Source organism: Mesorhizobium sp. A623, from assembly GCF_054489405.1.
Map to the genome: position 1 here is coordinate 1 of NZ_JBTMXB010000053.1, position 20,037 is coordinate 20,037.

General features: G+C 62.1%; 21 protein-coding genes and 2 pseudogenes. 20 read left to right on the plus strand and 3 right to left on the minus strand.

Features of this window, described 5'->3' with window-relative positions; genetic code table 11:
- The first annotated feature begins 26 nt into the window (after positions 1–26).
- From ACX3P1_RS25935 to ACX3P1_RS25975, 9 genes and pseudogenes are all read left to right on the plus strand, one after another.
- Positions 27–1,112 carry an alkene reductase gene (locus ACX3P1_RS25935; protein ID WP_459082460.1) on the plus strand — a complete coding sequence of 362 codons (1,086 nt, stop codon included), beginning with the start codon at positions 27–29 and terminating at the stop codon, positions 1,110–1,112.
- A 57-nt stretch (positions 1,113–1,169) separates the two neighbouring features.
- Positions 1,170–2,021, plus strand: coding sequence for an alpha/beta fold hydrolase (locus ACX3P1_RS25940; RefSeq protein ID WP_459082441.1), 852 nt, complete (start codon positions 1,170–1,172; stop codon positions 2,019–2,021).
- A 61-nt stretch (positions 2,022–2,082) separates the two neighbouring features.
- Complete coding sequence (locus tag ACX3P1_RS25945; RefSeq protein ID WP_459082442.1) at positions 2,083–3,084, plus strand: NADP-dependent oxidoreductase; 1,002 nt, start codon at positions 2,083–2,085, stop codon at positions 3,082–3,084.
- A gap of 28 nt (positions 3,085–3,112) precedes the next feature.
- Positions 3,113–3,604, plus strand: a complete 492-nt coding sequence (locus ACX3P1_RS25950) for a hypothetical protein (RefSeq protein WP_459082443.1) — start codon at positions 3,113–3,115, stop codon at positions 3,602–3,604.
- On the plus strand, positions 3,601–4,785 hold the full coding sequence (locus tag ACX3P1_RS25955) for a thiolase family protein (protein WP_459082444.1): 1,185 nt from the start codon (positions 3,601–3,603) through the stop codon (positions 4,783–4,785). Before ACX3P1_RS25950 ends, ACX3P1_RS25955 begins: the two co-directional genes overlap by 4 nt.
- A 69-nt stretch (positions 4,786–4,854) precedes the next feature.
- Positions 4,855–5,259: a tautomerase family protein gene (locus ACX3P1_RS25960; RefSeq protein ID WP_459082445.1), complete on the plus strand. Its 405-nt coding sequence runs from the start codon at positions 4,855–4,857 to the stop codon at positions 5,257–5,259.
- A gap of 81 nt (positions 5,260–5,340) precedes the next feature.
- Positions 5,341–5,520 (plus strand): DsbA family protein, encoded by a 180-nt coding sequence (locus ACX3P1_RS25965; RefSeq protein WP_459082461.1) that lies wholly within the window; start codon positions 5,341–5,343, stop codon positions 5,518–5,520.
- 31 nt (positions 5,521–5,551) lie between these two features.
- Positions 5,552–6,778, plus strand: coding sequence for a multidrug effflux MFS transporter (locus ACX3P1_RS25970; protein WP_459082446.1), 1,227 nt, complete (start codon positions 5,552–5,554; stop codon positions 6,776–6,778).
- A gap of 461 nt (positions 6,779–7,239) precedes the next feature.
- Positions 7,240–7,365: pseudogene (locus ACX3P1_RS25975) on the plus strand (EamA/RhaT family transporter); the annotation flags it as partial.
- 42 nt (positions 7,366–7,407) lie between these two features.
- Here ACX3P1_RS25975 and ACX3P1_RS25980 read toward each other — a convergent pair.
- Complete coding sequence (locus ACX3P1_RS25980) at positions 7,408–8,364, minus strand: GlxA family transcriptional regulator (protein ID WP_459082447.1); 957 nt, start codon at positions 8,362–8,364, stop codon at positions 7,408–7,410.
- A gap of 118 nt (positions 8,365–8,482) precedes the next feature.
- Between ACX3P1_RS25980 and ACX3P1_RS25985 the strand changes: the two genes are divergently transcribed.
- A complete protein-coding gene (locus ACX3P1_RS25985) occupies positions 8,483–9,031 on the plus strand; it encodes a cysteine hydrolase family protein (protein WP_459082448.1) in 549 nt (182 codons plus the stop codon).
- 259 nt (positions 9,032–9,290) lie between these two features.
- Here the strand turns inward: ACX3P1_RS25985 and ACX3P1_RS25990 are convergent, their stop codons facing one another.
- Entirely contained in the window at positions 9,291–10,199 is a 909-nt protein-coding gene (locus ACX3P1_RS25990) for a LysR family transcriptional regulator (RefSeq protein WP_459082449.1), read from the minus strand.
- 120 nt (positions 10,200–10,319) lie between these two features.
- On the opposite strand from ACX3P1_RS25990, the gene ACX3P1_RS25995 reads away from it, so the two are divergent.
- The 4 genes and pseudogenes from ACX3P1_RS25995 (at position 10,320) to ACX3P1_RS26010 (ending at position 13,746) form a co-directional block, all read left to right on the plus strand.
- Positions 10,320–11,528 (plus strand): MFS transporter, encoded by a 1,209-nt coding sequence (locus ACX3P1_RS25995; protein ID WP_459082450.1) that lies wholly within the window; start codon positions 10,320–10,322, stop codon positions 11,526–11,528.
- Between the two features lies 1 nt (position 11,529).
- On the plus strand, positions 11,530–11,994 hold the full coding sequence (locus ACX3P1_RS26000; RefSeq protein WP_459082451.1) for a cyclophilin-like fold protein: 465 nt from the start codon (positions 11,530–11,532) through the stop codon (positions 11,992–11,994).
- Positions 11,995–12,118: 124 nt separating this feature from the next.
- Positions 12,119–12,864, plus strand: a pseudogene (locus tag ACX3P1_RS26005) (SDR family oxidoreductase).
- A 24-nt stretch (positions 12,865–12,888) separates the two neighbouring features.
- Positions 12,889–13,746 (plus strand): dihydrofolate reductase family protein, encoded by an 858-nt coding sequence (locus ACX3P1_RS26010; RefSeq protein WP_459082452.1) that lies wholly within the window; start codon positions 12,889–12,891, stop codon positions 13,744–13,746.
- A gap of 48 nt (positions 13,747–13,794) precedes the next feature.
- Here the strand turns inward: ACX3P1_RS26010 and ACX3P1_RS26015 are convergent, their stop codons facing one another.
- Positions 13,795–14,454 carry an HD domain-containing protein gene (locus ACX3P1_RS26015; protein WP_459082453.1) on the minus strand — a complete coding sequence of 220 codons (660 nt, stop codon included), beginning with the start codon at positions 14,452–14,454 and terminating at the stop codon, positions 13,795–13,797.
- 132 nt (positions 14,455–14,586) lie between these two features.
- Here ACX3P1_RS26015 and ACX3P1_RS26020 point away from each other — a divergent pair, with 132 nt between their 5' ends.
- The 6 genes from ACX3P1_RS26020 to ACX3P1_RS26045 form a co-directional block, all read left to right on the plus strand.
- Positions 14,587–15,615 (plus strand): GlxA family transcriptional regulator, encoded by a 1,029-nt coding sequence (locus tag ACX3P1_RS26020; RefSeq protein WP_459082454.1) that lies wholly within the window; start codon positions 14,587–14,589, stop codon positions 15,613–15,615.
- A 208-nt stretch (positions 15,616–15,823) separates the two neighbouring features.
- On the plus strand, positions 15,824–16,489 hold the full coding sequence (locus tag ACX3P1_RS26025; protein ID WP_459082455.1) for a TetR/AcrR family transcriptional regulator: 666 nt from the start codon (positions 15,824–15,826) through the stop codon (positions 16,487–16,489).
- The gene (locus ACX3P1_RS26030) at positions 16,482–17,576 is read left to right on the plus strand and encodes a Gfo/Idh/MocA family protein (RefSeq protein ID WP_459082456.1); all 1,095 of its coding nucleotides are present in this window, start codon (positions 16,482–16,484) and stop codon (positions 17,574–17,576) included. The genes ACX3P1_RS26025 and ACX3P1_RS26030 overlap by 8 nt, the downstream gene beginning before the upstream one ends.
- Positions 17,573–18,556, plus strand: a complete 984-nt coding sequence (locus tag ACX3P1_RS26035; protein ID WP_459082457.1) for an LLM class flavin-dependent oxidoreductase — start codon at positions 17,573–17,575, stop codon at positions 18,554–18,556. The genes ACX3P1_RS26030 and ACX3P1_RS26035 overlap by 4 nt, the downstream gene beginning before the upstream one ends.
- A gap of 334 nt (positions 18,557–18,890) precedes the next feature.
- Positions 18,891–19,349: a (2Fe-2S)-binding protein gene (locus ACX3P1_RS26040; RefSeq protein WP_459082458.1), complete on the plus strand. Its 459-nt coding sequence runs from the start codon at positions 18,891–18,893 to the stop codon at positions 19,347–19,349.
- Between the two features lie 2 nt (positions 19,350–19,351).
- Positions 19,352–20,037 (plus strand): molybdopterin cofactor-binding domain-containing protein (locus ACX3P1_RS26045; RefSeq protein WP_459082459.1); only part of this gene is annotated, 686 nt, incomplete at its 3' end.

A 20,037-nucleotide genomic window follows, 5' to 3' on the forward strand; every position in this document is an offset into this window, starting at 1 on the left:
CAATCCTCAACACGAAAGACCGACAAATGACCGATACTACAGACCTGTTTAGCCCCTACGACCTCGGCGGCCTCACGCTTGCGAACCGCATCGTCATGGCGCCGCTGACGCGCAACCGCGCCGGCGCCGGCCTCGTGCCGAGCCAATTTGCGGCGGACTATTATACGCAGCGCGCGAGCGCCGGGCTCATCATTGCCGAGGCAACCCAGGTCTCGCAGCAGGCCCAAGGCTACCAGAATACGCCCGGCATCTACACCCCAGAGCAGATCGCGGGCTGGCGCAAGGTGACAGACGCGGTTCATGCCAGGGGCGGTCGTATCTTCGTCCAGCTCTGGCATGTCGGGCGCATCAGCCATGTCGACCTTCATGGCGGCGAAGCGCCTGTCGCGCCGTCGGCGATCCGGGCCGAGACCAAGACCTTCGTGAACAACGGCTTCGCTGCCGTATCCGAACCGCGTGCGCTCGAACTGGACGAAATCCCCGGCATTATCGAGGATTTCCGCCGCGCCGCCGCCAATGCGATCGAGGCCGGTTTCGACGGGGTCGAGGTGCACGGCGCGAACGGCTATCTGCTCGACCAGTTCCTGCGGGAAACCGCCAACGTCCGCACCGACGCCTATGGCGGCTCGATTGAGAACCGTGCCCGCCTGCTGATCGAAGTGACGGCTGCGGTGGCGAGCGAGATCGGCGCGCAGCGCACGGGCGTCCGTCTCTCGCCGGTATCGCCGGCAAACGGCATCGTACCGTCGAGCGCCGAGCAACTGCAGTTCAACCATGTCGTGGAAACGCTCGACGGTCTCGGCATCGCTTACATCCACGTCGTCGAGGGTGCGACAGGCGGACCGCGCGATGCGACGCCTTTCGATTTCAATGCGCTGCGACAGCGCTTCCGCAATGTCTACATCGCCAATAACGGCTACGATCTTGAACTGACCAAATCTCGCCTTGGCGAGGGCAAGGCTGACCTGTTCGCCTTCGGCCACCACTTCATTGCCAATCCCGATCTGGTCGAACGGCTGAAAAGTGATGCCCTGCTCGCCCAACTCAATCCGGCTACGCTCTATGGCGGCGGTGCCGAGGGCTACACCGATTATCCCGCGATCTCCGGCTGACGCGACCACCGCCCGAATAGGTCGCCGTCAAACCCATCGAAGGAAGGACTTTTTGCAATGCCAGACCATAGCCACCTGAGCGCCCCCACCCAGTTCGTAGAGGCGGACGGCATCCGTTACGCCTATCGCCGCTTCGGCGCCAAGAGCGGCACGCCGCTCGTGTTCCTCCAACATTTCCGGGGCGGGATGGACAATTGGGACCCGTTGGTCACCGACGGTCTCGCTGCGGGTCGGCCCGTAATCCTGTATAACTATGCGGGCGTTGCCAGCTCGACGGGCGAGAATGCCACGACGATCGACGGCATGGCCGACCACGTCGCGATCTTCGTGAATGCCCTTGGCCTCACCCTCGTCGATGTGCTCGGTTTTTCGATCGGCGGCTTCGTTGCACAGAGCTTTACCCATCGCTATCCGGACCTTGTGCGCCGACTGGTCCTGGTGGGCACCGGGCCGCGCAACCTTGAGCGTAATCCCGATCCCCGCGTGATGCAGGTGGCGGGAAATCCCGCGCCCTCCGAAGAAGATTTTCTGTTCCTGTTCTTCTCGCCATCCGAGACGAGCCAGGCGGCAGGCCGAGCCTTTCTGAGCCGGCGCACCGCGCGTCCCGACGCCGATCCGACGTCCTCGATCGAGACCCTCAAGGCGCAGGCGGCCGCGATTGGTGAATGGGCCCAGCCGCGCGGCGCGCGCTACGCCTATTTGAAGGAGATCGCCCAGCCGACGCTGGTCGTCAACGGCAACGACGACATCATGGTGCCGACCATCAACTCTTTCACCCTGCAGCAGCACATCCCGAACGCGCAACTGATCCTCTATCCCGATTCCGGGCACGGATCGCAGTTCCAGTATCCGGAGCTGTTTGTTGCGCACACCAGCCAGTTCCTCGACGCGGCCGAAGATCGGACCTGACCCAGATGCCGCGTCGATAGTGGTGACGCGGCATCACCCGACTGAATGGAGAATGCATACGATGAAAGCCTTCATCCTCGACCACTACGGCAAGAACCAGGCGCTGCGTCTCGGCGATTTACCCGAACCCGTACCCGGTCCCGACGACGTTGTGGTCGAGGTGGAGGCGGCTGGCCTCAACATGCTCGACTCCAAGATCCGAGACGGTGAATTCAAGCCGATCCTGCCCTACAAGCCACCGCTCGTGCTCGGCCATGATCTGGCCGGCACCGTCGTCACGGTTGGTGCGAATGTACGGCGCTTCAAGCCGGGTGACGCTGTCTACGCCCGTCCGCGCGACGGGCAGATCGGTGCTTTCGCCGAGCGGATCGCCGTCAAGGAAGACGATCTCGCGCCAAAGCCCGCAAATCTGTCGATGGCGCAAGCGGCGTCGATCCCACTGGTCGGGTTGACCGCCTGGCAGGTGCTGGTCGAGAGTGCGCAAATCAGACCGGGACAGAAGGTGCTGATCCATGCCGGATCTGGCGGCGTCGGCACCTTTGCCATCCAGCTCGCCAAGCATCTCGGCGCCACCGTCGCGACGACGGCCAGCGCCGCCAACGCCGCGATGGTGAAGGAACTGGGGGCCGACATCGTCATCGACTATCGCAGCCAGAAGTTCGAAGAAGAGCTTTCGGGCTACGACGTCGTCCTCAACAGCCTCGACGCCACGACGCTTGAAAAATCTCTGAAGGTCCTGAAGCCCGGCGGCAAGCTGATCTCCATCTCCGGTCCGCCAGACCCCACCTTCGCACGCGCCCAGGGCTTGAATGTGATGCTTCGGCTCGTGCTGCGCGTGATGAGTTCGGGTATCCGGCGCAAGGCGAAACGCGCGGGTGTCGACTATTCGTTCCTGTTTATGCGCGCCGACGGAAGGCAACTCGATCGGATCACGAAGCTGATCGAAGACGGCACCATTCGCCCGGTGGTCGATCGCGTCTTCCCCTTCGGGCAGTTGAACGATGCCTTCGCCTACATCGACACCGGTCGCGCCAAGGGGAAGGTCGTCGTCACACTGAAGTGACGCGATATCCCGAAACAAGGATTCAACTATGGCGACCCGCACCCGCAGCGCAGACTGGAAGACGGCACCCACTCACCACGTCGAGGCTGCCGGCACGCGCTTCGCCTATCGCCGCCTCGGGCCTGACGCTGGCGTGCGGGTGGTGCTGCTCAATCACTGGGGCGCGAATCTCGATAATTTCGATCCCCGCATCGTCGAGGGTCTGAGCGGATCGACCGGTCTATGCGCTCGACTATCGCGGCATCGGCACGTCCGGCGGCTCAGCGCCGCTCAGCGGCGCCGAGATGGCGGACGACACGATCTCCACAATCCGCGCTTTGGGACTGAGGTCGGTCGACCTGATCGGATTTTCGCTCGGCGGCTTCGTAAATCGCGCCCTCCTCAGCAAATCGCCTCGCACGCGCGGCTTCTGGGTAGCGTGCTGAAGAACCGCCTCGCCAAGGCGGCATTAAGCGGAAGCGCTCGTCATCTGGGCAAATCCGCCGTCCGCCGCACAGCCCGCACAGGAGATCTGAAATGAGCCAGCCCGACATCATCCTCGCCCACCCGGTCCGCACCGCGATCGGCGCCTATAACGGCATGCTGAAGGGAGTGCCCGCCACCGAACTCGGCGCCATCGCCATCCGCGAGACCCTGCACCGCGCCGGACTTTCGGGCGGCGGCATCGGAACGGTGATCATGGGCAACGTCATCCAGGCCGGCAACCGCATGAACCCGGCGCGGCAGGCGGCCATCGGCGGCGGCCTGCCGGTGTCCGTTCCGGCGCTCACCGTCAACCGCGTCTGTGGTTCGGGCGCCCAGGCGATCCTCTCCGCAGCGCTGGAAATCGCCGCCGGCGACAGCCGCGCCGCGATCGCGGGTGGCATGGAGAATATGGACCGCGCGCCCTATCTGATGGATGGCGGACGCTGGGGCTATCGTATGGGTCCGGCCCAGATCCTCGACAGCATGCTGACCGACGGTCTGAATGATGCCTTCTCGGGTGAGCATTCCGGTTGGCACACGGAAGACGTCGTCGCGCAGCTCCAGATAAGCCGCGAGGCGCAGGATGCCTTCGCCGCGCGATCCCAGCAACGCTTTGCCGCCGCGCGTGATGCCGGGCGGTTCACGGATGAGATCGTCGCGGTGGAAATAACTGGTCGCAAGGAAACCGAGAGTTTCGCGATCGATGAAGCGCCGCGTCCGAACACCACCATCGAGTCTCTTGCCCGGCTGAAGCCGGCCTTCCGCCCGGACGGCACGATCACTGCCGGGAACGCACCGGGGCTGAATAGCGCGGCCGCCGCGTTGATCGTTGCCGAGCGCGGTTTCGCCGATGCGAAAGGTCTGGAGCCTATGGCCCGTCTTGTCGGCTATGGGGTTGCCGCGGTCGAGCCGGGCCTGTTTGGCCTTGGTCCGGTTCCGGCCGTGCACAAGGCGCTGGCCAAGGCCGGCTGGAACCTTAGCGACATCGAGCGCATCGAGATCAACGAAGCCTTTGCGGCCGTGCCGCTCGCGATCATCCGTGAGCTTGGCCTGCCGGAGGACATCGTCAATGTAGAGGGCGGCGCCGTCGCGCATGGGCATCCCATCGGCGCCACCGGCGCGATCCTGACCACGCGACTTCTCCATTCGATGCGGCGCGACGGAATTTCCAGGGGGATCGTCACCCTGTGCATCGGTGGCGGTCAGGGGATCGCGCTCGCACTCGAAGCGCTGTGATCGCCCACGAACCCAGGGAGCACGGCTCCCGCCCCGCACAGCCACAATGCCACCAGCCAGGAGACGACGATGCCCGTATTCAAAGCCCACATCCCCGCAGGTCGCTTCTCGATCAAACAGAAGCGCGCGCTTGCTGACGCGCTCAACCAGTCCTTGGTTCAAGGCCTTGGCATTCCAGAGGGCGATCGGTTCATCATCCTGAGTGAGCACGGGCCAGATGAGCTGTTCCTCGATCCAACCTTCATGGCTATGGAGCGCGATCCAGCAGACGCGATGATCATCACCGTCCTCGTGGGCGCCCACCGCCCGATCGAGGATAAGCGGAAACTGGTGGCGGCCATCAACCGCCTCGTTGTCGAAGCCGTCGACGTGTCGCCCGACGATATTTTTATCGCGATCATTCCCGTGCCGAACGAAAATTTCTCATTCGGCAAAGGCGAGCTTCAATTGGCGGACGGCATATCGCGTTGGTAGGTCTGCGGAAGCGGCAACACGGTGATGGGCGACGGGGAAGACGACGGACCGGGCCGTTAGCCCTGGAGCGCACGATCGAGCATCACCGCGCGGATCGATGCGCCGGACGTGGTCGCCCAGCTCGATGCCAACACCGCTGAGGTGGCCGTGCGCGGCGTGTTCGGCTCACCCACAATCTTCGTCGGAGACGCGATGTTCTTCGGCAACGATCGTCTCGATTTCGTGCGCGAGGAACGCGCGCGCCTGGAGGAAACTGTATGACCAATCTCACGACCGCGACGGACGCTTGAGCGTGGCGACGGTTGACGTTAATCAGGTCGTCGCGCCCGATCCTCGCGATGCGCTGACGGCTGGCCGGCTGGTGCTGTTGGCAAGCCTGGCCGCGCTAGGCGCGCTCGCGACCAACATCATGCTGCCGGCCTTTCCGGAGATGGCACGCGACCTCGGCGTAACTCCAGGCGATATGGCCTGGATCCTGAGCAGCTTCTTCGTCGTCTTCGCGGTGGGTCAGCTATTCGTAGGGCCGCTGGCCGACGCCTTTGGGCGGGCGCCCTTCGTCCTTGGCGGACTGGCGGTGTTCGTCACGGGTAGCGTCGTCTGTGCACTTGCGCCGTCGTTGCCGGTGTTGATCATAGGCCGCGCGATCCAGTCTCTGGGCGCCTGCGCGGCTTCGGTCCTGGCCCGCGCCATCGCCCGCGACCTGTATCATGGGCCGCAGCTGACTCGCGCGCTGGCGCTGGTGATGATCGCGATGGCGGCAGCGCCGGGGTTTTCGCCGGCGCTTGGCACGGGCATGGCGGCCGCGTTCGGGTGGCGCAGTACCTTTGTGTTCGTTGCGGTGGTCGGCATTCTGGTCGCTTTGCATTATCGGCTCAGCGCCGGAGAGACGCTGTCGCTCCAGCAGCGCCGCCCGGCTCGGCCGGACGCGATCACCCGCACCTTTGTGGAGCTGGCCATCGATCCCCGCTTCATCTTCCCCGCGGTTGCCGTCAGTTTGGTGATCGGCTGTCTCTACAGCTTTTTCGGCGCCGCACCCGCAATCCTGATGACCGACATGGGATTGAGCGCGACCGGCCTCAGCATCTTCTTTGGCGCCACCGTCTTCGTAGTGTTCGGCAGCGGACTTATAACGGCGCGGCTGGCCCGGCGTTGGAGCCCACGAAGCGTGGGTATGGCCGGCCTCCTGATCGCGATGACGGGTGGGCTGTGGCTTGTCCTGCAAAGCGGTGCGCCGACGCAACTCCAGTTCATGGCGGCGGTCACGCTGTTCCTGGCAGGCATGGGTCTCATCAATCCGATTGGCACTGCGATCGCGCTCGAACCCTTTGGCGACCGGGCCGGGATCGCGTCGGCGTTGCTCGGGTTTCTACAGATGGCGTGTGCAGCAATCGGGACGGCGATTGTCGGCGCGCTCTCGATGGGTCCGGCTACGGCCTTCGCCTGGGTCGTCTTCGGCGGCACGGTATTGGCGGCCGCCGCGTTCTTTCCAGTGTTACGGATCGGAAAGTCGGGGCGATAGCTGTATAAAGGGGGCCCATCGAAACCGTTCATCAATAGGATTGCGACTGGATTGGGCCAGCGGCTGACATCCAACAACCCGCAGCGCGCCAAAACAGTCAAGACAAACGCCTGGTTCCGCGAAAGGCGACGATGAGGCGCGAAGCGACCGCCCATAGTCTGAAATCAAGCGTCTGCTCCTCGGCTACCACCAAAAAGGTGATTACGTCCGGGATGAGTTGGTCGATTTCGGACGGTCCGCGAACTACATGTTGTGTGCACAAATGTCTAACATTTCGAATGCCCGTAATGGGTGGAAGAACGAACCTGCTCGCGCGGGATAGGCGGCAGCTTCACGGTATGCGGTCTGATACGAGCGCGGTGCGCTGATTGAGCGTCGCCCTGTGCGGGCGGGTGATCCTGGCTCCCTTCACCGAACGGAGCCCTGTGATGAACACTCTTCCTATTCCCGCAGCAACGATCATCTACCTGAGCCCGCCAGTGACAATGATCTGGGCCTGGATGCTGTTCTCGGAGCCGCTGACTCTTGCGATGTTCCTTGGGCTCGGGGTGACCCTCGTGGGGGTCTGGCTGACCTCGAGTAGATGAGTTTCAATCATGCCTTCGGTCAGACTCGGCTCCGTTGTCCCGTTATGCATGAAACCTTTTACGATATTCGCTGGGTGTGAGGCCGACGATACGCAGGAACACTTTTCGAAAGGCAGCCGGATCGCGATAGCCGACCTCCCATGCAATGGCATCGACGGAGAGAGGGCTAAACTGCAACAACTCCCGCGCTTTGCCCACCCGAAGCCTCTGGGTATAGTCGGTCGAAGTAAGACCGGTCGCCTTATGGAAACGGCGCAGGAAGGTACGTTCTTCTAGCCCGGCTCGTTCCGACAGCACGGACAGGGTAGCTTCCTTGCCGCCTGTCGCTTGCATCCAATGCTGCACGCCGAGGATTGCCGCATCGCCGTGGTTCAGTCTGGGAGCAAAGGCGCTGTAAAAGCGCTGTTCCCGGCCAGGAGGGTCGATCAGGAGAATCTGCGCCGCTTCCAGCATCACTGTCGAACCAAGGAAACGGTCCACCAATCTCAGGCCAAGGTCGGTCCAGGACATCAACCCGCCCGCTGTGATGATGTCGCCATCATCGATGATCAGCCGATCTGTATCGAGCGCGACGTGCGGAAAGCGGCTGCTGAATACCTCGGCATGGGTCCAGTGGGTGGTTGCCCTGCGCCTGTCCAGAAGCCCGGTTTCGGCCAGAAGGAATGCGCCAGCGCAAACCGAAGCGATGACACTTCCGCTTGCGTGGCAATCACGCAGCCAATCCACAGCAGGGCGCGCCGCTTCAGACGTGATTGGCGCACCAAGTGCCGGCGGCAGGATCAGCACATCCGCCCTGCTGTCCGGCGATGAAGCATCCGATTTATCTCCGTTCTCCCAGTCGCACTGACCGACGCGCAGGAGATGGGGCATTACGGTATCCGACCGCCTCTGGACCACATCATTGGCGATCCCGAATAGATCGGCCAAACCAAGCACTGCCGACATCTGAACGCCGGGATAACGCACCAGCTCAATCTTCACAGGAGACTCGCCCGTCATAGGATTTCCTTCATGTGGCGATATCGCCTTGTATTATGTCGGCATCGCCAATGGCGATGCAAGCCTGTCTCGTCCATCTCTAGTTCCATGATCTGACCACGAACAAAGGAAACTGGACATGAACAAGCGTGCAATCGTCGTCGTCGACTTCCAGAATGAATATTTCCCCCAGGGAAAGTTCCCGCTCGTTGGGATCGAGGAAGCCACTGCCAACGCGGCGAAAGTCATCGCAGCGGCCCGCGAGAAAGGCGATCTGGTCGTCCATATCCAGCACGAAATGCCGATGCCTGAAGCCCCTATCTTCGCCCGCGGCAGCGATGGCGTGCAGATCAACGCAGCGGTGAAGCCCGCCGAAGGTGAGCCTATCATCGTCAAGAACTATCCGAACTCATTTCGGGACACGGCGCTGAAGCAGACACTGGACGAGAAGGGTGTCGAGGAGGTCGTAGTGATTGGTGCGATGAGCCATATGTGCGTTGACGCGACCGTCCGTGCAGCCAATGATTTCGGCTATCAGACCACCACGATCCACGATGCCTGCGCGACCCGCGATCTTGAATTCGATGGGACAACCGCGCCTGCCGCGCAGGTCCATGCCGCGCTGATGGCGGCTCTCGCCTTTTACTATGGCGAGGTGATCGATACCGCCACCTGGATCGCACGGTGATACACTGCGTGCAGAGCACTCTCCGGCCCTAAGCTGGATAAGTCTCTCGCAGACCGGATGTCCGCTTCCGAGGGTCACAGACGAACCGTCGAACGTCCGGCTAGAGGTCGGTTGCCGTCTTTCAACCGACGTCGCCTCTCGAATGCCTCAACGAGGTGGATTCCTGCCTGTCGGCTTTTGTGAAAGGAGCTCAAAATATGCGACGCGGCACCTTCTAAAGGAGGAGTCATTCACGCTGTAAATATGAGCTTGGCGATCATCAGCGCCTCACAAGCTGATCTCGATGCCGAAGTGCATCGACCACAAGCTGGAAGGCCGGCAGATTCTGGCGGCGGCTGGGGAAATAGAGGAAATATCCGTCGAAGAACGGCGACCAGTCGTCGAGAACCTGCGTGAGCGATCCTTGCGCGATCTGGTCTTCGGCGATGTCTTCGGGAACGTAGGCGATCCCATAGCCGCTTACCGCGGCATCGATCATCACGTAGGAATTGTTGAACGTCAGTTGACCCGAAACCCTGACGCGAAGCGCCTGCCCGTCTTTCTCGAACTCCCAGGCGTAGAGACCTCCGGCCGATTCATGACGCATGTTGATACAGGCATGCCGGACCAGATCCTGCGGGTGCTCGGGCGTTCCGTTCACGGCAAGATAGGCCGGCGAGGCGACGGCCACGAGCCGCCAGTCGGGGCTGATCCGGACCGCGATCATGTCCTTTTCGACGCTTTCGCCCAATCGCACACCGGCATCGAAGCCCTCCTCGACGATGTTTCGGAACGTGCTGTCGAGAAGCAACTCGACGTTGATATCCGGGTACTCGCGGAGCATCGGTTTCAGCTTTGGCCATACGACGCTGTCAAACGCATGATCGGATAGAGTCAGCCGGATGGAGCCTGAAGGTTTTTCGCGAAACGCCATCAATGAAGCGATCTCGTCCTCGATCTCGGCCATGCGCGGGGTAATGGTCTGAAGCAGGCGGTCGCCAGCGGCAGTCGTAGCGACGTTTCGCGTCGTGCGTGTCAGCAGCCGGATGCCCATCCGCGCTTCCAATTGCTTGATGGTGTGGCTGAGCGTCGACTGGGCGACACCCAGCTTTGCAGCTGCCTTGGTGAAACTACGTTCTTCAGCGACCATCTGAAACCACGTCAGATGATTGAAATCGATCTTGGCCATCGAGGCTTTCCCCAAACGCGTACCTGAGCGAGATTAATCGACTGCATCGATAAGTCCATGCTGATTTTAGCCGCTAATCGGCAGCAGCGAACTCGCCTATGTTTCGCTAGACAATATTCCATGACCATGGCGGACCTGATGAGCGTAACCACCACCGATGCAAAAGACCGGCCCGACGCGGCATGGGGCGCCGTCTGGACGATGGCGCTGTGCGTGGCAATGCTGATTGCCTCGGAGTTCATGCCGGTCAGCCTCTTGACCCCGATGGCTGCCGGGCTTGGCGCGACGGAAGGGCAGACAGGACAGGCGATCTCGATCAGCGGGCTTTTCGCGGTCGCGGCGAGCCTGCTTGTCACCACGGCCGCCGGCAAGCTGAACCGCAAATGGGTGCTTGTGGCGATGACCGCCTTCATGCTGCTGTCGCTGGTTCTCGTCGCTGCCGCGCCGAATTTTGCCATCTTGATGATCGGCCGCGCCTTGCTCGGCCTCTGCATCGGCGGTTTCTGGGCGCTGGCCACAGCCGTCATCATGCGGCTGGTGCCCGCGCCGGACGTGCCGCGTGCGCTGGCCTTGATGTATGGCGGGCAGGCCATCGCGGCAGCCTTCGCAGCACCCGTCGGCGCCTATCTGGGCGGCATGTTCGGCTGGCGCGAAGTGTTCTGGGCGCTGACGCCGATCGTCGCCATCAACCTCGTTTGGCATGTGATCGCGCTGCCGTCGCTGCCTGTGCGTCAAAGGCAGGATTTTCGCGCCATGATCGACTTGCTGACACGTCCATATTTCCTGCGCGGGCTGGTTGCGGTGATGCTGTCCTGGGGCTCGGCCTTCACCATGTTCACCTATCTGCGTCCGTTCCTCGAACAGGTGACCGGCGTGGATGTTACCCTCCTTTCCTTTCTTCTGCTGCTCCTCGGCTGTGCAGGGTTCATCGGCACATGGACGGCGGGACGTTACGTCAAAGGCAATGTCGCGCCCCTCCTGAAGCTGCCCGCGCTGGTGATGGGCGGCGCCACTGCCGGCCTTTTGCTGTTCGGCTTCTCCCCCATTGCGACGGGCCTGTTCATGGTCATCTGGGGAGCGATGAACACCATGTTTTCGGTCATCTGGATGACCTGGATGGCGCAGAACGCGGGTGACGCGCCGGAAGCCGGCGGCAGCCTGATGGTGGCGGCGATCCAGGCCTCGATCGTGCTCGGCGCGGTGCTGGGCGGACTGCTGCTAGATGGCGTTTCGATCCAGGCAACTTTCATCGGCAGTGTGGTGTTGGCCGTCGCCGCCGTCGCACTCATCGGCAACGGGCAGCGCATGCTGAAGCCGGGAGGCGTTTGACATGACACATGCCGCCCGAATTTCGCGCCGCAGTCTACTGGCGGCAGGTTGCGCCAGCCTCTTCGCCCCCATTGTCCATGCGCAGACGAACGGTACCCAAACTCAGGAAGGAGCCGCCATGCGTCTGAGATTGACCTTCGCGGATCAGGATTTCACGGTGACGCTGGAGGACAATCCTTCGGCGCGCGACCTGATGTCGATGCTGCCGCTGGACCTGACAATCAGCGATTATTCGACCAATGAGAAGATTGCCCGTCTGCCGCGCAAGCTGACTGAAGAGGGCAGCGGCCAGTTCGAGAACGAGGCTGTCGGAGATATCTGTTACTTTGCCCCATGGGGCAATCTGGCGATGTTCCACGGACCCTATCGCTGGTCGCGCGGACTAATCCGGCTGGGACGGCTGGATAACGGGCCAGCGCCGTTGCTGGTGCGGGGCGAACACCCGCTGCGCATCGAGGCACTCTGAAGCCATGAGCCTCGCCTGAAACCGCCACCTCATATCGCGCTCCAGGACGGCAAGGTCGTCGACAGGCTGCAGCGTGTCACTGACGATCAATACGGCACTTGAGTAGGCGTCACAAACCGAAAGGATGTTCACCATGCTCAAGAACAAAGTCGTCGTCATAACCGGCGCTTCCAGCGGCATGGGCGCGGCCGCCGCCCGCCATCTCGCCGCCGAAGGGGCCAGCGTGGTTCTCGGCGCGCGCCGATCCGACCGGATCGACGCGATCGCAGCGGAAATCACCAAAGCGGGGGGCAATGCCATTGCGGTCGCGACGGATGTGACCAAACGCGATGACCTCAAGGCGCTCGTGGATGCGGCGGTCAAGACCTATGGCCAGGTCGATGTTCTGATCACAATGCCGGGATTATGCCGCTGTCGCCGCTCGATCGGCTCAAGATCGACGAGTGGGACCAGATGATCGACGTCAATCTTAAGGGCGTGCTCTACGGCATCGCCGCCGCGCTGCCCCACATGATCGAGCGGAAATCGGGCCACATCATTAACCTCTCGTCCGTCGCGGGCCATAAGATTTTCGCCGGCTCCACCGTCTATTCTGCGACAAAGACCGGGGTGCGGATCATTTCGGATGGGCTGCGGCAGGAAGTGGCGCCCCACAATATCCGCGTCACCATCATCTCGCCGGGCGCGGTCAAGACCGAGCTTCTGGACCACATCAGCGAGAAGGATGTGCAGAAGGCCAACCAGGATTACGTGGGCCAGGTCGGAGTGCCCGCCGAAACCTTTGCCCGACTGGTCGCCTTCGCCATCAGCGAGCCGGAAGATGTCGGCATCAACGAAATTCTATTCCGGCCGACGGCACAGGAACTCTGATTTCCATTAACGGGTGATACCATTGTGGTGCGCGCCGCCATCCTCCGGGACGGCGGCGCACATCAACAATCAGGAACGCAGGCTGACCGACCCATGGCCCAAGGGCTTCATTCGTCCGTAGGGTTCAGTGCCGGAAGCTACAAGATGGAGCAGCACAGGATGGCAAGGCCAAAGATCATCATTCACATGCACACGTCCCTGAACGGCAAGATCAACGGACCGCATCTGCGGACCGCAGAAAGCCAGGCCTCGCAAGTTGAATACTACAATTTGTTCCTCGGACCTGACCCGTTCTACCGCGACCATTGCGGCTGGCTGAGCGGCAGCACGACAAGCGAAGTGAACTTTACGCGCTATAAGGAGCCCGATCTCGATCCGGATGCGAAGGACGTGCCGCCGGGCGATTTTCTCGCGGAGCACGACGAGACCATCCATTATTTCGCCATCGATCGCGCCGGAAAACTGGCATGGAGCCGGAACTACATCACATATTTCAATACGCGCGCGCATGTGGTGGAAATCATCCCGGACAGCGTCAGCAATGCCTACAAGGATTTCCTGCGCCGGATAAACGTCTCCTACATCATCGCCGGTAAGGAGAAACTGGACTTCGCAGTGGCAGTTTCAAAAATCCAGAAAATCTACTGCAAGAACGAGTTGCTCCTGAACGGCGGCAGCGGGGTGAACTGGTCGCTTCTGAAAGAGGGGCTCGTGGACGAGGTCAGCATTGTCATGACGCCCGTGGCAGATGGGTCGGCAAAATCCGCTTCCCTGTTCGACGGCAACCCGAAGTACAACGATGTCGACCCTGTCGGATTCGAACTGATCGACACACAAAAACTGGCGGATGGCAGCGTCTGGCTGCGATACAACGTGAAATAGAGCGATCAGAGCAGCATTGATGCGCTTGAAACAGGTCTCCGCGATGGGTCAGGCGTGCCAGTGTGAATTGCGGATGACCGAGCAGAAATTGCCGCGATGAAAATGCGGCTCCTTGTCGGCGATCACGTCGGCCTTGACGTTGCCGAAAGTCGTATCAGGCTTGTGCTTGATACCGTCATAGAAGGCCTGGATGATGTCCTCTTTGAACCGCGGCGAGCGCGGGAAGGCAGCGACGACGGCTTCGCGTGTCGCGTCGTCATATTCGCCATAGGTGAGCCCGAGCACGTCCATTTCGACGCCTGCGGTTGTCAGTGCGATCACCGGGTGCATGTGCTCCGGCACGCCCGGCGTGGTGTGCAGCGCGATTGCGTTCCAAACCTTTTCGATGTCGTAGGCATCGAGCCCGTGGCTCTGCAGGAAATCACGCGCGGCGTTGGCTCCATCCACCTCGAAGCGCAGGTCCGCGCTGCTGCGCGATGGCATAAGGCCGATGTCGTGAAACATCGTCGCTGCATAGAGCAGTTCAGCATTGAACGTGAGGCCGCGCTGCTGCCCAGCAAGCGCCCCGAAGAAATAGACGCGGCTGGAATGGTTGAAAAGCAGTTCGGATTCCGTATCGCGGACAAATTCGGTGATCGCGCGGCCGAGTTTGCTGTCTGGTACCGAAATGCCATTGATGCCGGCTTTCAAGAGAAGGGGGTCATTCATGTTCGTATCTCCAGTGAGAGGAAACTACCGCTATTCATCGCCCGCGAGGCGTTTGGCAGCAAACATACACACCGTCGAAAATCTGCCAACCATGTGCGATAAGCTGCCCGAAACGATACTGGAGGCGATTTGATGGCGAAAAGAGAAGTGGCGCTCATCATCCATGATGGTGTGCAAGCGCTGGACGTAGCTGGTCCGCTCGACGTTTTTGCCGAAGCGAACGCGTTCCTCCGAGCTGACGAGACGTATGATTGCGTGCTCATCGCAGCCGACACTAATCCCGTCCGTGCCTCGAACGGCATGTCAGTGGTCCCGCATCTCGCCTTCGCGCAGGCGGGCCGCCGCTTCGACATTGTCCTCGTGGCGGGCGGACCGTCGCTGCCAGAGGCCCGGCCGGATGCCGCCATGGTGGACTGGCTGCGTAACTGGGGCACGCTAGCGGGGCGCTATGGATCGATCTGCACCGGCGCATTCGTGCTCGGCCACGCCGGGCTGCTCGATGGTCGTGTCGCGACGACGCATTGGCAGAATGCCGCGCAGCTTGCGGCAAGCTTCCCTGCCTGCCGGGTGGAGTATGACCGCATCCATGCTCGTGACGGTGCGCTGGTGACATCGGCGGGCGTGACCGCGGGCATCGACCTCGCGCTTGCGCTGGTGGGCGAGGATCATGGCGAGGCACTCGCACTCGCCTGCGCCAAGCGGTTGGTGGTCGTTGCCCACCGCCAGGGCGGCCAGTCGCAGTTCAGTCCGCTATTGGTCCCACGAGGCGACCCGGATTCGCCGATCGGCGAGGTCCAGGCCTATGTCGTCAATCATCTCGCGGAGCCGTTTTCCGTCGAACGCCTGGCCCGCATTGCCGGCACGAGCGAACGCACGGTGGCACGCCTGTTCGTGAAGGAACTGGGGCAAACACCGCACGACTTCGTCGAAGGTGTCCGTATCGATCAGGCGCGCAACATGCTTGAAGCGACGGAACGCCCGATTAAGGTCATCGCATTCGATTGCGGCTTCGCCAACCCTCAGCAGATGAGAGCCGCGTTTCAGCGCCGACTCGGGTTAAGCCCTCTACGATACCGGGAAAGCTTTCGGTCTTCCCATCGTCCCGGCGGACGGTTGGATCGGCAGCTTACAGGCGGTGCAGTGCAAAGCACAGAGCCCTGAAATGAGGGCGTAAGCTGAATGGCTTCGGAGCGACATCTACCGCAACATCCGATCCTTGGTGGACTACGCGTCATATCGGCAAGAGACGAGCGGGTGTCGACCGGCTATGTGAAATCGACCGTGAACCAAGTGATCAACAGCCCGGCGCAGAAACGAAAATCTCAAGGCGCTCTTGAAACGGAGACACTCTCCAATTATCTGCGGCCCTATGAGGGGTCAAAAAAATTCAGCCAGTCGAGACGTTGATGCAGGGACCGGCGTTCAGCGGGCGGACGCCAGGCGCAATCGCGGGCTTATCCTCGATGCGGCGAAGGCGGCTTTCGTACGCGACGGCGTCAATGCTTCGCTTGACGAGATCGCTCGCTCCGCAGGCGTCGGGCCCGGCACGCTCTATCGCCATTTTCCTTCGCGCGAACATCTGCTCTGCGAAGTGCTGCACGAACGGCAGGCAGTTCTTCTGTCCCGGCGCGACGAAGCCCTGGCGCTGCCCGGTTCAGCCGATGCGCTTCGCATGTGGATGAGGGCGCTCAAGGAATACCTCAGCGCCTTCAACGGCCTCCCCCGGCCGTTCATCGACGCCTTCGAAGCCCAGGCGTCGCCTTTGGCCGTCACCTGCCAGACGCTCGTCACGATAACCGGCGAGTTTCTGTCGCGCGCCCAGTCCAAAGGCGCAGCCAGGCAATCGGTTTCCGCGCCGGCGCTGTTCCTCAGCGCACTGGGCGCGGCCTTCGTTGACGACAAGGCTGGTGACTATGGCACGACCGCCCACCTGATCGAGGAGATACAGGCCTTCGGTTACCTCACCGGCGGCCCGGCTGCGGGCGCACCCGATCCGTCCGATCCAATTCGTAAAACTGGAGCATCTCATGACTGACAAGCCGATCCGTGTCGGTTTCATCGGCCTTAATCCCGGCATTCACTGGGCCGCGACGGCCCATATCCCGGCTCTGAAGGCCCTGCCGGACGCCTATGAGATGGTCGGCGTCGCAAACACCAGCCTTGCCAGCGCGAAGAAGGCCGCCGATGCATTCGGTCTGCCACATGCCTTCGAGAACGCTCAGGCGCTGGTCGATTCGCCCGAGGTCGATCTCGTCGTCATCACCGTCAAGGTTCCGCATCACCATGAACTGGTGACGGCGGCGCTGAACGCGGGTAAGCACGTCTATTGCGAATGGCCGCTGGGCAACGGACTAGCCGAGGCACGCGAACTCGCCGATCTCGCCGAGGCGAAAGGCGTGGTGGCCGCCGTTGGCACGCAGACGCGCGTCGCCCCGGAGGTGGAATATCTGCGCCAGCTCATCGCTGACGGCTATGTTGGCGAGGTGCTCTCGACGACGCTCGTCGGCAGCGGCGGTCAATGGACAGCAGAGACCGACGCTGCACACGCCTATCTCTACGACAAGAGCAATGGCGCGACCCTGCTCAGCATTCCGCTGGGGCACACGCTTGCCGGGATGCGCGAAGTGCTGGGTGGTTTCGGTGATATCTCCGCGCGCATGATCACGCGTCGCAAGACCACGCATGTCACCGACACGGGAGAGACGATCCCAACGACCTCTCACGACCAGGTCCTTGTGCATGGCGCGCTTGAAAGCGGAGCGGCGTTCTCGATCCATTATCGTGGGGGCATGTCTCGCGGGACCAATCTGCTGTGGGAGATCAACGGCACGCAAGGCGACATCCAGGTGACGGGCGCCACCGGCCATGCCCAGATCGTGCAATTGTCGATCCGGGGTGCCACTGGTGACACGAGCGAACTTGTCCCATTGACGCCGCCCGCCTCGGCCTATGACGGCTGGCCGGACAGTTCGGTCGCCCGCAATGTCGCCCGCCTCTATGCTTTGATCGCGCTGGATATTCGTTCGGGCACGCGCTCGGCACCCAGCTTCCGCGATGCCGTCGCATTGCATGAGACGCTTGATGCGATCGAACGTTCCGCTGCCGGAAAGGAACCGAAATGACGGCGCTCTCAATTCTCGAACTCGTCCGCGTCACGCAGGACACCGACGCCGGGACGGCGCTCAACAATGCGCGCGATCTTGCGTCCCACGCGGAAGAATGGGGCTACAAGCGGGTCTGGGTGGCCGAGCATCACAACATGGCGGGGATCGCCAGCGCCGCCACGTCGATCGTCATCGCCCATATCGCCGGCGGCACCAGGACGATCCGGGTCGGAGCCGGCGGCATCATGCTGCCTAACCACGCGCCCTACATCATCGCCGAGCAGTTCGGCACGCTGGAGCGGCTCTATCCCGGACGCATCGATCTCGGGCTTGGCCGCGCGCCGGGCACCGATCAGATCGCCGTGCGGGCGATGCGGCGCGCTCCCGACGCCTCGGAGCATTTTCCGCAGGATGTACTGGAGCTCCAGGCGTTTCTTGCGCCTGCCAGCCCGGACCAGCGCATCGTCGCCGTGCCGGCGGCCGGAACCAACGTGCCGCTATGGATACTGGGTTCAAGCAATTTCGGGGCGATGCTGGCGGCCGAACTCGGCCTGCCATACGCCTTCGCTTCACATTTCGCGCCAGACCTGCTGTTGCCCGCGCTCGACCTCTACCGCAGCCGCTTCAAGCCGTCCGAGCAACTCGAGCGGCCCTATGCGGTGGCGGGCATCAACGTCATCGCCGCCGATACCGACGCCGAAGCAAAGCGGCTCGCGACCACCCAGCAAATGTCCTTCGCCGACATCTTCAGCGGCCGGCGCGGGCTGAGCAGACCACCCATCGACGATATCGAAACCTACTGGTCACCGAATGAGCGGGCGCAGGCCCTGCGCATGCTGGAGCGCTCGGTTGTGGGTTCCGTTCATACCGTGCGCTCGGAGCTGCAAGCCTTCATCGCGGAAACGGGCGTCGACGAGGTCATGATCGTCTCCGACGTCTATGACCATCAGGCACGATTGCACTCGGTCGAACTGATCGCCGAGGCGATGAAACCATAAAATCGTCTGTGGTTATCTCGCTGGCAGCGAAATCGGATCTTCCTCATATGTGGAACGGCCCGGTTGGGAAGGTATTCTTTGCGCAAATCTCCGTCGGACGGTGCAGCAATGGCGCAGACCGGTAAGCTCAATGCCGTTGGGGGCAGATCTCAGCCGATCATGTATCTCATCTCCAATCACGCCCCACTTCACGATCTCTTGACTGGCCACCTAGCTGCTTGTTGGCTTGGCGGCCCGCACCTAGTCTGTGGACAGCTCCGCCTCGACAACATGCCAGCGTCCCGGCCGTTAGAGGCGCAATACGATAACCAGCTCAAGACAAGGAGAACAAGCCATGGTCGCTTTCACCCTCAATGGCGAAGCGCAAACGCTCGACGTCGATCCGGAAATGCCGCTGCTCTGGGCGCTTCGCGATGTCATCGGACTGACGGGAACAAAATTCGGCTGCGGCCTCGCGCAATGCGGCGCCTGCACGGTTCACATCGACGGCACGCCGACACGCTCCTGCCAGACCATGGTCAGCGATATCGAGGGCGCCTCCATCACTACGATCGAAGGTGTTACGGGCAAGGTTGGCGAAACGGTGCAGGCCGTCTGGACTGAGATGGACGTGCCGCAATGCGGCTATTGCCAGTCCGGACAGATCATGTCGGCAACTGCTCTTCTGGCCGAGACGCCCAAACCTACCGACGATGACATCGATTCGGCCATGAGCGGCAATCTCTGCCGCTGCGCCACCTATCATCGCATCCGCGCCGCTATACATGAAGCCGCACACCGGCTGGAGGCATGACCATGTTGCAGTACCGTATGAAGAAAGAAGCCGTTCAGACGACGCGCCGCCAGTTTCTAATCGGCACGGCTGCCGCTGCCGGTCTCGCCGTCGGCTACCGGCTGATAGCTGCCGAACCGGCGCTGGCGCAATCGGCTCCTGCCGCAGCTGCGGCCAACCCGTTCCAGGCCTATGTCGAGATCACGCCTGAGAACAAAATCATCGTCCACTCCTCGCAGTTCGAGATGGGGCAAGGTTCGTACTTTGGCATCGCTACGCTTGTGATGGAGGAACTCGACGGCGACTGGGCGCAGGTCGACGTAATTGGCGGCGCGGGCAACACCGCGCTCTATGGCAACCTCGCCTGGGGCGGGGCCATGCAGGGCACCGGCGGCTCCACCTCCATGACCTCGTCGTGGGAGCGCTACCGCAAGGCGGGAGCAGCAGCGCGGACCATGCTGGTGGCGGCTGCCTCCAAGAACTGGAACGTACCGGCCGGCGAGATCACCGTTGCCGGAGGTGTCGTCTCGCATGGCACCGACAAGCGTGCCACCTTCGGCGAACTGGCGCAGGCGGCATCCAACATGCCGATTCCCAACGACGTGGAGTTGAAGCCACGCGACAAGTGGACCCAGATCGGCTCGGACACGCTCAAGCGCTACGATTCGCACGGCAAGACCAACGGCACCCAGACCTACACGATTGATCT

Bases quoted from the DNA above. Each gene is read 5' to 3' on its own strand.
- ACX3P1_RS25935 (WP_459082460.1), top strand. From the start codon at position 27: ATGACCGATACTACAGACCTGTTTAGCCCCTACGACCTCGGCGGCCTC.
- ACX3P1_RS25940 (WP_459082441.1), top strand. From the start codon at position 1,170: ATGCCAGACCATAGCCACCTGAGCGCCCCCACCCAGTTCGTAGAGGCG.
- ACX3P1_RS25945 (WP_459082442.1), top strand. From the start codon at position 2,083: ATGAAAGCCTTCATCCTCGACCACTACGGCAAGAACCAGGCGCTGCGT.
- ACX3P1_RS25950 (WP_459082443.1), top strand. From the start codon at position 3,113: ATGGCGACCCGCACCCGCAGCGCAGACTGGAAGACGGCACCCACTCAC.
- ACX3P1_RS25955 (WP_459082444.1), top strand. From the start codon at position 3,601: ATGAGCCAGCCCGACATCATCCTCGCCCACCCGGTCCGCACCGCGATC.
- ACX3P1_RS25960 (WP_459082445.1), top strand. From the start codon at position 4,855: ATGCCCGTATTCAAAGCCCACATCCCCGCAGGTCGCTTCTCGATCAAA.
- ACX3P1_RS25980 (WP_459082447.1), bottom strand. From the start codon at position 8,364: ATGACGGGCGAGTCTCCTGTGAAGATTGAGCTGGTGCGTTATCCCGGC.
- ACX3P1_RS25985 (WP_459082448.1), top strand. From the start codon at position 8,483: ATGAACAAGCGTGCAATCGTCGTCGTCGACTTCCAGAATGAATATTTC.
- ACX3P1_RS25990 (WP_459082449.1), bottom strand. From the start codon at position 10,199: ATGGCCAAGATCGATTTCAATCATCTGACGTGGTTTCAGATGGTCGCT.
- ACX3P1_RS25995 (WP_459082450.1), top strand. From the start codon at position 10,320: ATGACCATGGCGGACCTGATGAGCGTAACCACCACCGATGCAAAAGAC.
- ACX3P1_RS26000 (WP_459082451.1), top strand. From the start codon at position 11,530: ATGACACATGCCGCCCGAATTTCGCGCCGCAGTCTACTGGCGGCAGGT.
- ACX3P1_RS26015 (WP_459082453.1), bottom strand. From the start codon at position 14,454: ATGAATGACCCCCTTCTCTTGAAAGCCGGCATCAATGGCATTTCGGTA.
- ACX3P1_RS26020 (WP_459082454.1), top strand. From the start codon at position 14,587: ATGGCGAAAAGAGAAGTGGCGCTCATCATCCATGATGGTGTGCAAGCG.
- ACX3P1_RS26025 (WP_459082455.1), top strand. From the start codon at position 15,824: ATGAGGGGTCAAAAAAATTCAGCCAGTCGAGACGTTGATGCAGGGACC.
- ACX3P1_RS26030 (WP_459082456.1), top strand. From the start codon at position 16,482: ATGACTGACAAGCCGATCCGTGTCGGTTTCATCGGCCTTAATCCCGGC.
- ACX3P1_RS26035 (WP_459082457.1), top strand. From the start codon at position 17,573: ATGACGGCGCTCTCAATTCTCGAACTCGTCCGCGTCACGCAGGACACC.
- ACX3P1_RS26040 (WP_459082458.1), top strand. From the start codon at position 18,891: ATGGTCGCTTTCACCCTCAATGGCGAAGCGCAAACGCTCGACGTCGAT.